At 59.0% G+C, this 13264-nt stretch carries 15 protein-coding genes and 1 tRNA gene; 8 read left to right on the top strand and 8 right to left on the bottom strand.

What is annotated here, in order from left to right:
- Positions 1–431: 431 nt before the first annotated feature.
- Positions 432–1103: a Bax inhibitor-1/YccA family protein gene (locus ACW55A_RS18885; RefSeq protein ID WP_003317937.1), complete on the bottom strand. Its 672-nt coding sequence runs from the start codon at positions 1101–1103 to the stop codon at positions 432–434.
- A 121-nt stretch (positions 1104–1224) separates the two neighbouring features.
- On the opposite strand from ACW55A_RS18885, the gene ACW55A_RS18880 reads away from it, so the two are divergent.
- A tRNA-Ser gene (locus ACW55A_RS18880) sits at positions 1225–1312 on the top strand.
- A gap of 143 nt (positions 1313–1455) precedes the next feature.
- Positions 1456–2364, top strand: a complete 909-nt coding sequence (locus ACW55A_RS18875; protein WP_044308814.1) for a LysR family transcriptional regulator — start codon at positions 1456–1458, stop codon at positions 2362–2364.
- On the opposite strand, the gene ACW55A_RS18870 is transcribed toward ACW55A_RS18875, so the two are convergent.
- Complete coding sequence (locus tag ACW55A_RS18870; protein WP_455808639.1) at positions 2350–3129, bottom strand: substrate-binding domain-containing protein; 780 nt, start codon at positions 3127–3129, stop codon at positions 2350–2352. The genes ACW55A_RS18875 and ACW55A_RS18870 overlap by 15 nt on opposite strands.
- A 15-nt stretch (positions 3130–3144) precedes the next feature.
- Positions 3145–4446, bottom strand: coding sequence for an MFS transporter (locus ACW55A_RS18865; protein WP_498811113.1), 1302 nt, complete (start codon positions 4444–4446; stop codon positions 3145–3147).
- Positions 4447–4680: 234 nt separating this feature from the next.
- Here ACW55A_RS18865 and tusD point away from each other — a divergent pair, with 234 nt between their 5' ends.
- The 6 genes from tusD (at position 4681) to ACW55A_RS18835 (ending at position 8161) form a co-directional block, all read left to right on the top strand.
- Positions 4681–5073, top strand: coding sequence for a sulfurtransferase complex subunit TusD (gene tusD, locus ACW55A_RS18860; protein WP_455808638.1), 393 nt, complete (start codon positions 4681–4683; stop codon positions 5071–5073).
- Between the two features lies 1 nt (position 5074).
- Positions 5075–5437 carry a sulfurtransferase complex subunit TusC gene (gene tusC / locus ACW55A_RS18855; protein ID WP_072366206.1) on the top strand — a complete coding sequence of 121 codons (363 nt, stop codon included), beginning with the start codon at positions 5075–5077 and terminating at the stop codon, positions 5435–5437.
- Positions 5437–5736, top strand: a complete 300-nt coding sequence (gene tusB, locus ACW55A_RS18850; RefSeq protein ID WP_226439866.1) for a sulfurtransferase complex subunit TusB — start codon at positions 5437–5439, stop codon at positions 5734–5736. Before tusC ends, tusB begins: the two co-directional genes overlap by 1 nt.
- Entirely contained in the window at positions 5733–6068 is a 336-nt protein-coding gene (locus ACW55A_RS18845; protein WP_003317943.1) for a TusE/DsrC/DsvC family sulfur relay protein, read from the top strand. Before tusB ends, ACW55A_RS18845 begins: the two co-directional genes overlap by 4 nt.
- Positions 6065–7066: a glycosyl transferase family protein gene (locus tag ACW55A_RS18840; RefSeq protein ID WP_058417281.1), complete on the top strand. Its 1002-nt coding sequence runs from the start codon at positions 6065–6067 to the stop codon at positions 7064–7066. Before ACW55A_RS18845 ends, ACW55A_RS18840 begins: the two co-directional genes overlap by 4 nt.
- A 96-nt stretch (positions 7067–7162) precedes the next feature.
- Positions 7163–8161, top strand: a complete 999-nt coding sequence (locus ACW55A_RS18835) for a glutathione S-transferase family protein (protein WP_455808634.1) — start codon at positions 7163–7165, stop codon at positions 8159–8161.
- A gap of 50 nt (positions 8162–8211) precedes the next feature.
- On the opposite strand, the gene cysG is transcribed toward ACW55A_RS18835, so the two are convergent.
- Genes cysG through lolA form a run of 5 tightly spaced genes read right to left on the bottom strand, consistent with a single transcriptional unit; the run spans position 8212 to position 13242 of the window.
- The gene (gene cysG / locus ACW55A_RS18830; protein WP_003436001.1) at positions 8212–9606 is read right to left on the bottom strand and encodes a siroheme synthase CysG; all 1395 of its coding nucleotides are present in this window, start codon (positions 9604–9606) and stop codon (positions 8212–8214) included.
- Positions 9607–10887, bottom strand: coding sequence for a serine--tRNA ligase (gene serS / locus ACW55A_RS18825; RefSeq protein WP_003436002.1), 1281 nt, complete (start codon positions 10885–10887; stop codon positions 9607–9609). It lies immediately after the preceding gene.
- Positions 10888–10903: 16 nt separating this feature from the next.
- The gene (gene crcB / locus ACW55A_RS18820; protein ID WP_003317947.1) at positions 10904–11278 is read right to left on the bottom strand and encodes a fluoride efflux transporter CrcB; all 375 of its coding nucleotides are present in this window, start codon (positions 11276–11278) and stop codon (positions 10904–10906) included.
- Complete coding sequence (locus ACW55A_RS18815; protein WP_498811112.1) at positions 11278–12600, bottom strand: replication-associated recombination protein A; 1323 nt, start codon at positions 12598–12600, stop codon at positions 11278–11280. Before ACW55A_RS18815 ends, crcB begins: the two co-directional genes overlap by 1 nt.
- An 18-nt stretch (positions 12601–12618) precedes the next feature.
- Positions 12619–13242, bottom strand: coding sequence for an outer membrane lipoprotein periplasmic chaperone LolA (gene lolA, locus ACW55A_RS18810; protein ID WP_003371767.1), 624 nt, complete (start codon positions 13240–13242; stop codon positions 12619–12621).
- Positions 13243–13264 lie beyond the last annotated feature (22 nt).

Here is a 13264-nt window from a genome sequence, read left to right as displayed (position 1 = left end):
CCCTGTAGCGAGAGAGTCCAGTCACTCGCTTTGCGAAGCGTAAAATCGCGTTGCGTAACAAAACTGACACATCTTGAAATCTTGTGTCCAGCGCTGTTCGATGATGTCAAGTGGCCCCAAATGGGCAAGCACCTACAGCCATTGGGGAATCGCCTGATATTATTTTTTGTGATGACGTGATAGCCGATAAACGCCTGAGTAGACTTTAACAAGGTTGATAAATATGACTGATAGGTCAGGATTTTACGGTGCTGACGGAGCACGAATGCCATGGGGTAGTTACCCTCGCCAGCCAATCGCAGGGAACGGCACTTTCGCCAGCATTATCATTGGCCAAGGCTGACACTTTTGCGTACCTCAGAAACGCAAAAAGCCCCGACGAGTCGGGGCTTTTTTCAAGCAGAGCGGCCTGAGTAGTCAGGCCTTGTTGATCAGTCGTCGCGGCTCATGATGCCGAAGATCTGCAGCAGGCTGATGAACAGGTTGTAGATCGATACATACAGGCTGACCGTCGCCATGATGTAGTTACGCTCACCACCCTGAATGATCGCGCTGGTCTGGAACAGAATGCACACCGACGAGAACAGTACGAAGCCCGCGCTGATAGCCAGCTGCAGACCGCTGATCTGGAAGAACATGCCGGCCACTACCGCACCCAGCAGAACGAAGAAACCTGCGGTGATGAAACCACCCAGGAAACTCATGTCCTTGCGGGTAATCAGTACGTAGGCTGACAGGCCGCCGAATACCAGAGCCGTCATCGCAAAGGCGGAGCTGACCACTTCAGCACCACCGGCCATGCCCAGGTAACGGTTGAGGATCGGGCCCAGCAGGAAGCCCATGAAACCTGTCAGGGCGAAGGTCGACACCAGACCCCAGACCGAATCACGCAGCTTGTTGGTCAGGAAGAACAGACCGTAGAAGCCGATCAGCACCACGAAAATGTTCGGGTAGCCGACGCGCATCTGCTGAGCGACGAATGCCATGACACCACTGAAAGCCAGTGTCAGGGCGAGAAGACCGTAAGTATTGCGCAGGACACGACTAACCTCGAGCTGGTCGGCCTGCATGCCGGTTTTAAGGCTGTAATCCTGTTCGCGCATGGCGAAACTCCTTGCTGTTGAAATGTTGAGTTGCAAAGATCATAACAGAGGCGCTGCAACTGGCTAGTCACAGAGTTTGACAGCTTGTTTCATTCCGGTATTATGGCGCCCGCAACGAAGTGGAGGTATGGCCGAGTGGTTTAAGGCAGCAGTCTTGAAAACTGCCGACTGTAACAGGTCCTAGAGTTCGAATCTCTATGCCTCCGCCATATTTGGCAGCGCAAAGCCCTGATTATTCAGGGCTTTGTCGTTTCTGGCGCCAACGAAGCCCTCCCGCCTCCCCGCCTTGCGAGCTGACGTGCGCAACCTGATATATTGATGTCCAGACCGAATCAATCATCCTGGTTACGCAATGCCCATCAATTTCGACCTCAACGACCTCCAGGCATTTCGTGCCGTTGTCGAGAATGGCAGCTTCCGCAAGGCCGCTGAAACCGTACAGATCACCCAGCCTGCGCTCAGTCGGCGGATAGAAAAGCTCGAATCTGCGCTGAATGTGAAGCTGTTCGAGCGGACCACCCGCAGGGTCAGCCTGACCACGGTTGGCCGCGCATTTCTGCCTCAGGTCGAGCGCATTCTGGACGATCTGGACAGCGCATTGATGACCATCGACGGCGTCGGCTCCACGCGTATGGGCAGCGTGACGATTGCCTGCGTGCCTTCAGCCGCCTATTACTTCATGCCTCAGGTGATCAGCGCCTTCCACCAGCTGTTTCCGAAAATCAGAATTCGGGTCATGGACGCCAGCGCCAATGAGGTCAACAGTGCGGTTGCCCTGGGCGAAGCCGATTTCGGGGTGAGTTTCAGCGGCAATCTGGCGCCGGAAGTGGATTTCGAACTGCTGCTGCAGGAACGCTACGTGATGGCCTGCAGACGGGATCACCCGCTGGCAATGTGCGAAAGCGTCAGTTGGGAGGAGATGTACCGTCACGATTACATCGCCCTGGACATCACTTCAGGTAATCGTCTGGTGCTGGATCAGGCGCTGGCCCCGTCGCGCCCGCATAAGGAAAGCATCTGCGAAACCCGCCATGTCACGACCATGATCGGCCTGGTGGAGGCCGGGCTTGGCGTGGCTGCGGTGCCGTCGATTGCCATGCCGATGACCGCTCACCCGTTTCTGGTGAGCGTGCCATTGGTTGCGCCCGAGGTGATGCGCAATGTGGGGCTGCTCAAGCGTCGTGGCAGGACCTTGACACCGGCAGCCCTCGAGCTGGAACAGCTGGTCAGGAAAATGCCGTCACGCTCAGCGGGGAACTGAATCCAGCCCGGTAGACTGCACCGTGGCCTGGACTTTCGGGGAGGCCAGGTAATTCAGCAAGGCCTTCGCCTCTTTCGGGTGCTCGGCATTGACCGGGATGCCCGCGGCATAACGGGTAACCGACTGAACGTCTTCCGGGATCTTCGCCACGAACGTCACGCCGGGAATCGGCAGCAGCTCGGCAACCTGTTGAAAGCCCACTTCGTAGTCGCCCTTGGCAACCACCGAAGCAACCGGGATGCGCTCGATCATCTTGCCCTTCGGCGCGAGTTCCTTCTCGATACCGAGCTTTTTGAAAAGCTCTTTTTCGATGTACACGCCACTGGCGCTGTCGGAGTAAGCCACCGACTTGGCCTTGAGCAAGGTCGCCTTGAGCTCACTGTCGGTGCCAATCGCAGGCTTGGCCGCGCCCTCCTTCACCACCATTCCGATACGCGAGTCAGCCAGCTCGACCCGCGATGCCGGGTCTACCTTGCCTTGCTTGATCAGATCATCCAGCGCATAGCCGACCATGATCACCACATCGGCGTGTTCGCCACGGGCCAGACGATTCGGAATGGCCTCGGGCGCCTTGCCCATCGATGGGCCGAGAATGGTGTCCAGCGAGTCCCCGGAAGACGCCGCGTATTGCGGTCCGAGCAGTTTGTACGCAGCCGTAAAGCCCCCGGAGGTCATGACTTTGAGCTGTTCAGCCTGCGCCGCCGCACTGACCGCGATACAGCCGAGAAAAAGCCCGGCCAATTGAGTTTTGTATAACGATTTCATAGTGATTTTCCTTGATTAAACAGCCAGTTGCGGGCGGGTCGAGATGTGCCGGTAGAGCACCAGTGTGGCACCCAGCGCACAGGCTGCAGCGAACTTCATCCAGTAAGCAGGTGCAGCCTTGTCGCCGGTGAGGTGGATCAACCAGGTCGAGATCGCCGGAGTGAAACCACCGAAAACCGCCGTCGCCAGGCTGTAGGCCAGAGAAAAACCGGCAACACGCACCTCTACCGGCATGATTTCCGTCAACGCTGGAATCATCGCGCCGTTATACAACCCGTAGAGGAACGAGAACCACAACAGCACTTCCAGCATATGAGCGAAGCTGGGCGCCAGGGCGAGGAAAGACAGCGCCGGGTAAGCACTGATGATGGTCAGCAGCGTCATCGCGACCAACAGTGGCTTGCGCCCGAAACGGTCGCTCAACATGCCGCCGACCGGCAGCCAGATAAAATTGGAGACACCGACCAGCAACGTCACCAGCAGCGCATCGGAGGTACTCAGATTGAGTACGGTTTTGCCGAATGTCGGTGCATAGATGGTGATCAGGTAAAACGTGGTAGTGGTCATCGCCACCATCAGCATTCCGGCAATCACCACGCGCCAGGTTTGCAGCAGCGTCGCGAACACCTGCCGCATGGTCGGCCGGTGAGCGCGTGTGGCGAACTCTTCGGTTTCTTGCAGGCTGCGGCGCAGCAGAAAAATGAACGGGATGATCAGGCAGCCGATGGCGAACGGAATTCTCCAGCCCCAATCGGCGACAGCAGCAGGTGCCATCCATTGGTTCAAGCCGTAACCCAGTGCAGCGGCAACAACGATTGCCACCTGCTGGCTACCTGACTGCCAGCTGGTATAGAAGCCCTTGCGGCCGGGTGTCGCCATCTCCGCCAGATACACTGACACGCCACCCAACTCGGCACCGGCAGAGAAGCCTTGCAGCAAGCGGCCGACCAATACCAGGGCTGGTGCCCACAGGCCGATGCTTGCGTAACCGGGCACCAGAACGATCAGCAACGTGCCACTGGCCATGATCGACAGGGTCACGATCAAGCCTTTGCGCCGGCCGACGTCATCGATGTAAGCGCCCAGAATCACGGCACCCAACGGACGCATCAGGAAGCCCGCACCAAAGACCGCGAAGGTCATCATCAGCGAAGCAAACTCACTGCTGGCCGGAAAAAAGGCGGAGGCGATCTGGGTGGCGTAGAAGCCGAACAGGAAGAAGTCGAATTGCTCGAGGAAATTACCGGAGGTAACCCGAAATACCGCGCCTGCCTTCGACCGGGAGGATTCTTTTCGTAATGAGGATGAGACGTGCATCAGTGTTCTCCAGCGATCTTATTAGAGTGTTGTAAGCGCTTGTGAGGAAGGAGTCTGCCGGACACACTTTGAAACGATAAGTGCCATGTTTTCATCGATTGATGCCTAATTGACATCAATCCAGGCCTAAACCGTTGCATCCCGGCCCAGCGCTTGCAGGTCAACACGCGCCAAACTCACACGCCAGCCCTTGAATTCTTTATCATTGCGCATGTTTTGTTGGCAGAGCCGATCATGAAATTCGCCATCTCCCTTTTTTCCGCCGCCCACGCGCCCTCCTCCCGGCGAGCCTTGCAGTTCGCCAAGGCGGTGCTGGCAGGCGGGCATGAAATTGTCCGGTTGTTCTTCTACCAAGACGGCGTACACAGCGCGTCGGCCAACGTCGTAACGCCGCAGGACGAGCAGGATATGGCACTGCAGTGGCGTGACTTCATCGTCGAGCACAAGCTGGACGGCGTGGTGTGCATTGCCGCCGCGTTGCGTCGCGGTGTGCTCGACACGCAAGAGGCCGAGCGTTATCAGCGGCCGGCGGCAAACCTGCGCGAGCCATGGGAATTGTCCGGGCTGGGCCAGTTGCACGATGCCGTGCAATCGGCTGATCGCCTGATCTGCTTCGGAGGGCCATGAGATGCCCAGATCACTATTGGTTGTCAGCCGTCAGTCGCCGTGGTCAGGTCCAGGTGCCCGCGAAGCACTGGATATCGTACTGGCGGGCGGGGCATTCGATCTGTCGGTAGGCCTGCTGTTTCTGGACGACGGGGTTTTTCAGTTGTCGCCACAGCAGTCGCCCGACGCCCTGCAACAGAAAGACCTGACCGCAAACCTGAAAGCCCTGCCGATGTTCGGTGTCGACGACCTTTACGTCTGCGGGCAGAGCCTGGCCGAGCGCGGCATCTCTCCTGGCGTATTGAGCGAAGAGATGAGCCAATTGACTACGCGCGCGGAATTGTCAGCGCTTTTTGATCGGTACGACGAGGTGATCACAATCTGATGGCTACTTTGCACGTTCTCTCTCACTCGCCGTTTGCCGATACCCGGCTGGACAGTTGCCTGCGCTTGCTGGGCAATCAGGATGGCGTACTGCTCTGTGGCGATGCCACCTATGCGCTGATGCCGTCCAGCACGCAACTCAAAGCCCTTCAGTCGTTGGTCGACTCATCGCAACTGTTCGCCCTCGACGAAGACATTAGCGCACGCAATCTGCCCCTCCCTGCCGGAGTCAGCAGCATCGATTACCCGGCGTTCGTGGAACTGTCTCTTCGCTTCGACAAGGTCAATACCTGGTTATGAAACAGTTGAACATTGACGGGCGCAGCATCGAACTGGACAAGGATGGTTTTCTGCAAGACCTCAGCGACTGGTCGCTGGACGTCGCCCACGCCCTGTCCGCCGAGGAAGGTATCGAGCTAAGTGCCGAGCACCTTGAAATCCTCGAACTGCTGCGCGGCTTTTACGCCGAGTTCCAGCTTTCGCCCGCGACGCGGCCGCTGATCAAATACACCGCGCTGAAGCTGGGTGCGGAAAAAGGCAACAGCATGCACCTCAACCGCCTGTTCAACGGCACTCCCGCCAAACTCGCCGCCAAGCTGGCGGGCCTGCCAAAACCGACCAATTGCATATGAATGATTACGCTGCGCTTGTCACTGAAACACCTGAAGAACATCCTTTTGCGACCTTCGTTCGCATTCTGGGCAAAGGCAAACGTGGCGCGCGCAACCTGACTCGCGAGGAAGCACGGGAAGCCATGGGCATGCTGCTCGATGAAAAAGTCGAGGACACCCAGCTCGGGGCTTTTCTGATGCTGCTGCGCCACAAGGAAGAAAGTCCCGAGGAACTGGCGGGGTTTACCGAAGCGGTGCGTGAACGTCTCAACGCTCCCGCCATGCAGGTCGACATCGACTGGCCGACCTACGCCGGGAAAAAACGTCATCTGCCCTGGTATCTGCTGGCAGCCAAATGCCTGGCGCAAAACGGCGTCAGGATCCTCCTGCACGGCGGCGGCGCGCATACCGCAGGGCGTCTGTACACCGAGCAGTTGCTGGACCTGCTGAAGATCCCGCTGTGCCGCAACTGGTCAGCGGTCAAGACCTCGCTTGAGCAAGAACATCTGGCGTTCATTCCGCTCGCCGACTGGGCACCGCAGTTGCAACGCATGATCGATCTGCGCAACACGCTGGGGCTACGCTCGCCCATTCATTCGCTGGCACGCATTCTTAATCCGCTGCAGGCGCGCTGCGGCCTGCAAAGCATTTTTCACCCGGGCTATCAAAGCGTGCATCGCGATGCCAGCAGCCTGCTCGGTGACAACGCCATCGTGGTCAAAGGTGATGGCGGCGAAATCGAGATCAACCCTGACACCATCAGCCACCTGTACGGCACCACCGGCGGTCAGCCGTGGGATGAAGAATGGCCAGCGCTCTCACCGCGCCGCCACGTAAAACCGGCGACGCTCGACCCGCAGCAACTGCTGGCCTTGTGGCGAGGAGAGATCGAAGACAGTTACCCGCAATTGGCATTGATATCGACCATGGCGCTCGCCTTGCGCGGCCTGGGCGCTGATCGTGACGAAGCCTTCGCCAAAGCGCAGGTGTTCTGGGATCGCCGCGACACGAATCTATGACCCGTCGGCCTTTCGACAATGAAAGGCCATAATCCAGTCGAACCGATGCACCTGCGCTGACCTCCAAGCTCTATAACCTGGAAATGGGAGTCAGACATGGGCCTTCTGGTCGAAGGACACTGGCAAGACCAGTGGTACGAAAGCAGCAAAGATGGCGCATTTCAGCGCGAAAATGCTCAGCGACGCAGTTGGGTCACCCCCGATGGACAGCCGGGACCGTCAGGTGCAGGCGAGTTTGCTGCGCAGGCGGGCCGCTATCACCTGTACGTGTCTCTGGCTTGCCCGTGGGCACACCGCACGCTTATTTTGCGCAAGCTCAAGGGCCTGGAAAGCTTGATCGATGTTTCAGTGGTCAGTTGGCTGATGCTGGAAAACGGCTGGACCTTCGATCAGCAGAAAGGCTCCAGCGGCGATGCACTGGATGACCTGCAGTTCCTTCACCAGCGCTACACCGACGACGACCCTCGATACACTGGCCGCGTCACCGTTCCGGTGCTGTGGGACAAGCAGCAGCAATGCATCGTCAGCAACGAATCTGCGGAAATCATCCGCATGTTCAACTCCGCATTCGACGAGCTGACCGGCAATACGCTGGATTTCTACCCGCAAGCGTTACGCGCGAGCATTGACGAACTCAACGAGCAGATCTACCCGAAGGTCAACAACGGCGTGTACCGGGCTGGTTTCGCCACCTCGCAGGGCGCGTATGAGGAGGCGTTCGACGATGTGTTCGCTGAACTGGACGTGCTGGAAAACCTGCTCGGCGAAAAGCGCTACCTGACAGGGAAACACCTCACTGAAGCCGACATACGCCTGTTCACCACCATCGTGCGCTTCGATTCGGTGTATTACAGCCACTTCAAATGCAACCTGCGGCGCATCGCGGACTACCCCAATCTCAGCAACTGGCTACGCGAGCTGTATCAGTGGCCGGGAATCGCAGAGACAGTGAGTTTCGAGCACATCAAAGGGCATTACTACGGGAGCCATCGCACCATCAACCCGACCGGCATCATACCGAAGGGGCCAGCACTCGATCTGCAGGCAGATCACGATCGTGAGCGACTTTCCGGTGAAGGTGTATGGAGCAACTGAAGTATCCGGAGAAGTGGTGGATAGCCCGGACGGGCTACCCACCAATGGCATCAGAGAGTCGCCTGAGCGCCCTCGAACCACGCCAGCTTTTCACGCAATTTGACCACCTCACCAATGATCACCAGCGTCGGCGCGTGAACATCATGCTCGGCGACCAGTTGCGGCAAGTTTGCCAAGGTCCCCGTGAACACACGCTGATTGACGGTGGTGCCCTGCTCAACCAGCGCAGCAGGCGTGTCGGCAGAGCGACCGTGCCGGATCAATTGCTCACAGATAACCGGTAAACCGATCAGCCCCATGTAAAACACCAGTGTTTGCGCAGGCGCCACCAAGTCTGACCAGGGCAGATCTGTCGTACCGTTTTTCAAGTGCCCGGTGATGAAGCGCACCGATTGCGCATGATCACGGTGCGTCAACGGTATACCCGCATACGCCGCGCAACCGCTGGCAGCGGTGATGCCAGGCACCACCTGAAACGGAATGCCATGCGCCGCCAGCTCTTCGATTTCCTCGCCGCCACGGCCGAAGATAAACGGATCCCCGCCCTTCAGACGCACCACTCGCTTGCCCTGTTTTGCCAGTGCCACGAGTTGCTGGTTGATCTGCTCCTGCGGAACGGCATGCTCCGCACGGCGTTTGCCAACGTAAACACGCTCGGCATCACGACGGCACAGGTCAAGAATCGTTGGCGCGACCAGGCGGTCATACAGCACCACATCTGCCTGCTGCATCAGGCGCAAGGCGCGAAAAGTCAGCAAATCCGGATCACCGGGACCCGCACCCACCAGATAGACCTCACCGGTCTCAGAAGGCGGCTCGCCGGCAATCTTGGCGATCAGCATACGTTCGGCTTCAGCACCCTGCCCGGCCAGCTGGCGGTCGGCGATGGCGCCCTGAAAAACATCCTCCCAGAACGCTCGGCGCTGCTGCACATTCGGAAACAGGCCTTTGACCTGATTGCGAAAGCGCGCAGCCAGTCCGGCGAGCTGCCCGTAGCTGGAGGGAATCCAGGTTTCCAGCTTGGCGCGAATCAAACGTGCCAGCACCGGCGCATCGCCGCCACTGGACACGGCGATCACCAGCGGCGAGCGGTCGACGATGGCCGGGAAGATCACCGTACACAACGCCGGGGCGTCGACTACGTTGACCGGAACGCAACGCAAGCGGGCATCGCGGGACACTTGAGCATTGAGCGGCTCATCGTCCGTCGCCGCAATGATCAGCACGCAACCATCGAGGTCGCACTCGCTGTATCCGCGCAGGATCATCTCACCGCCGCTCTGGACAACCAGTTCGCTCAGTTGTGCCTCGACTTCCGGCGCAACCACGCGCAGCACTGCACCGGCGTCGGCAATCAGGCGTGATTTGCGCAGGGCAATTTCACCGCCGCCAACCACCAGCACCCGGCTGCCACGCAGGTTATGGAACAGCGGCAGAAATTCCATTTAACCGATGACCTCAAGGCCGCCCATATACGGCTTGAGCACCTCAGGCACACGAATCGAACCGTCCGCCTGCTGATAGTTCTCCAGCACTGCCACCAGTGTGCGACCTACCGCCAGGCCCGACCCGTTGAGGGTATGGACCAGCTCCGGCTTGCCGGTTTCCGGGTTGCGCCAGCGAGCCTGCATGCGCCGCGCCTGGAAATCACCGCAGTTGGAGCAGGAAGATATTTCGCGATATTTGTCCTGGCTCGGAATCCAGACTTCCAGGTCGTAGGTCTTCACCGCACTGAAACCCATATCGCCGGTGCACAGCGCCAGCGTGCGATAAGGCAGTTCAAGCAGTTGCAGCACGCGTTCGGCGTTGCCGGTCAGCGACTCGAGCGCGGCCATGGAGTCGTCAGGCGCAACGATCTGGACCATCTCGACCTTGTCGAACTGGTGCTGGCGAATCATGCCGCGGGTATCACGCCCGGACGCGCCCGCTTCACTACGGAAGCAAGGGGTGTGGGCAACAAACTTGAGAGGCAGCTGTTTGGCATCGAGAATTTCACCCGACACGATATTGGTCAGCGATACTTCGGCAGTCGGGATCAGGTACAGATCGGCTTCGCCTTCGCGGGAGATCTTGAACAGGTCTTCCTCGAACTTGGGCAACTGACCTGTGCCCTGCAACGCTGGAGCCTGCACCAGATAGGGCGTGTAGGTCTCTTCGTAGCCGTGCTCGTTGATGTGCAGATTGATCATGAACTGTGCCAGGGCACGGTGCAGACGCGCGATCGGGCCACGCAGCAGCGCAAAGCGCGCGCCGGACAGCTTGGCGGCAGTCTCGAAATCCAGCCAGCCGAACTTCTCGCCCAGCGCAACGTGATCCTTGACCTCGAAATCGAAATGCGTCGGCGTACCCCAGCGACGCACTTCGACGTTGCCCTCTTCGTCGGCACCGACCGGCACGGATTCGTGAGGCAGGTTCGGGATGCTCAGCACCAGCGCATCCAGCTCGGCCTGAATGCCGTCCAGCTCGACCTTGCCTTCGCTCAGCTCGTTGCCCATGCGCTCGACATCAGCCATCAACGGCGCAATATCTTCGCCGCGCTGCTTGGCTTGACCAATGGATTTGGAACGTGCATTGCGCTCGGCCTGCAGCTGTTCGGTGCGGGTCTGCACTACCTTGCGCTGGGCTTCCAGCGATTCAATGCGCGCCACATCCAGTGTGAAACCACGGGAAGCCAGGCGATCCGCTACGTCCTGAAGTTGAGTACGTAACAGTTTGGAATCGAGCATATCGTTCTCTCGTCTATCAAAGTCTGGTCAGGGACAGGCCAGCCCAGGTTGCGAGCAGCCCGCCGAATACGCTGATACCGGCATAGCCGAGGGCCAGCGGTACCTGCCCGCTTTCCAGCAGGCGCAGCGTATCCAGTGAAAAGGATGAAAAGGTCGTCAGACCGCCTACAAAGCCAACAAGCAAGCCGGCACGAATTTCGATGGGCACTTCCGGACGCAGCAGGAACAGTCCGTACAGTACACCGATGATCAGGCACCCGACGATGTTGACCGCCAGCGTCGCCGCGTAAAAATAACGTGGCCAGTTGGCGCTGACCCAGGTGCCAGTCGCAAAGCGCAATAATGTACCAGCGATCCCGGCAATCGACACCGCAAGAATAGTCTGAATCATCACTTTCTCCGCTTACGAGGGCTGGCATCGTCCAATGCGTTCAGATGCCTGAGCTTTTCGCCGATCTTGAGTTCCAGACCGCGAGGTACAGGCTGGTAATACTGCCGTGGCTCCAGCTCGTCTGGAAAGTAGTCTTCGCCAGCCGCATAAGCATCGGGCTCGTCATGGGCATAGCGATATTCTTCACCGTAACCGAGCTGCTTCATCAGCTTGGTAGGCGCATTGCGCAAGTGCAGCGGAACCTCCAGCGAACCGTGCTCGCCCGCTTCACGCATGGCCGCCTTGAACGCCATGTAGACCGCGTTGCTCTTCGGCGCGCAGGCGAGATAGACAATGGCCTGCGCGACCGCCAGTTCGCCCTCGGGACTGCCGAGGCGTTCCTGTACATCCCAGGCGGACATGCACAACGGCAGCGCACGAGGATCGGCATTACCGATGTCTTCACTGGCCATGCGCACCACGCGGCGCGCCAGATACAGCGGATCACAGCCGCCGTCGATCATCCGCGCAAACCAGTACAGGGCCGCATCGGGATTGGAACCGCGAATCGACTTGTGCAGCGCCGATATCTGGTCGTAGAACGCCTCGCCGCCCTTGTCGAAGCGGCGTCGACTGTCACCCAACAGGCTCTGCAGCAGCCCGACATCGATTTCGCTGCCGTCTTCGGCCAGATCCGAGGCGTTCTCCAGCAGGTTGAGCATGCGCCGACCGTCGCCATCGGCGGCGGACATCAGAATCGCAAACCCCTCATCGCTCAGGGTCAGCTGCCGCTTGCCCAGCCCGCGCTCTTCGGTCAGGGCACGGTTGACCAGCTTGCGCAGCGCCGCCTCGCCCAGGCTTTTGAGCACGTAGACACGCGCCCGGGACAACAGGGCGTTGTTGAGTTCGAACGACGGGTTTTCGGTGGTCGCGCCGATAAAGATCAGCGTGCCGTCCTCGACGTAAGGCAGGAAGGCATCCTGCTGTGACTTGTTGAAGCGGTGCACTTCGTCGACGAACAGGATAGTGCGCTTGCCGTACTGTCCGGCCTGTTGACGGGCGACTTCGACGGCCTGGCGGATTTCCTTGACCCCGGCGAGCACTGCCGAAACCGTCTCGAAGTGCGCGTCCGACACTTTGGCCAGCAGCTTCGCCAGGGTGGTTTTACCGACGCCGGGCGGGCCCCAGAAAATCATCGAGTGCAGTGCGCCCTGCTCCAGCGCCTCACGCAGAGGCTTGCCGTGGGCAAGCACATGTTCCTGACCGACATATTCATCCAGGTTGGTAGCACGCAAACGTGCAGCCAGAGGCTGAGCTATCGGTTCGCGGCTGAACAGATCCATGGTCAGAAATCAGCCCTTTTATTCTTGAATGACATCAGCGCCCTTGGGAATCTGAAACTGAAACTTGCTGGCTGCGATCGACTCGTTGGCCTTGACCCCGGTGAACAGGATATTGGTGCGCTGACCCACGCTATCGATCAGCTGCATATCGTTGATGATACCGTTGCGAAACGACAGGCGCAGGCTGTCGAACAGCGTGTCCTTGGTCTTGGGCTTGAGCACGAAATCGATCACGCCACCCGCCTCTTTCGCGGTGATGTCGAAGCTTTCGCTGATCTTCGACACATCACCGGACAACAGCAAGGCTGGAGTCTGGGTCAGGCGCTGGTCGAGCTTCTTGATCGTGACCTGCTCCAGATCAGGGTCCCACAGCGAGACTTTCTTGCCGTCCGAGACCATCAACTGTTCCTGTGGCGCATCGGTATGCCAGTTGAACAGGCCTGGGCGTTGCAGCGCCATTTCGCCGGTGGTTTCCTGCAACTGGGTACCGCCACCGTCCAGCGTCAGTTGCGAGAAACGAGCGGTCAGGGTCTGGGATTTCTCCAGCAACTGAGTCAGGCGCGCCACGTCTTTGCTGTCGGCATGGGCGGGGATCATGGAGAAGGTCAGTGCGGTGGCCAACAGCATGCGGATAAGGCGCATTGGATTCCTCTTTGAAGTCGAT

Source organism: Plantibacter cousiniae (nom. nud.), from assembly GCF_977070315.1.
The sequence above is the reverse complement of the archived record's forward strand: the minus strand, read 5'-3'. Positions and strand labels throughout refer to the sequence as shown.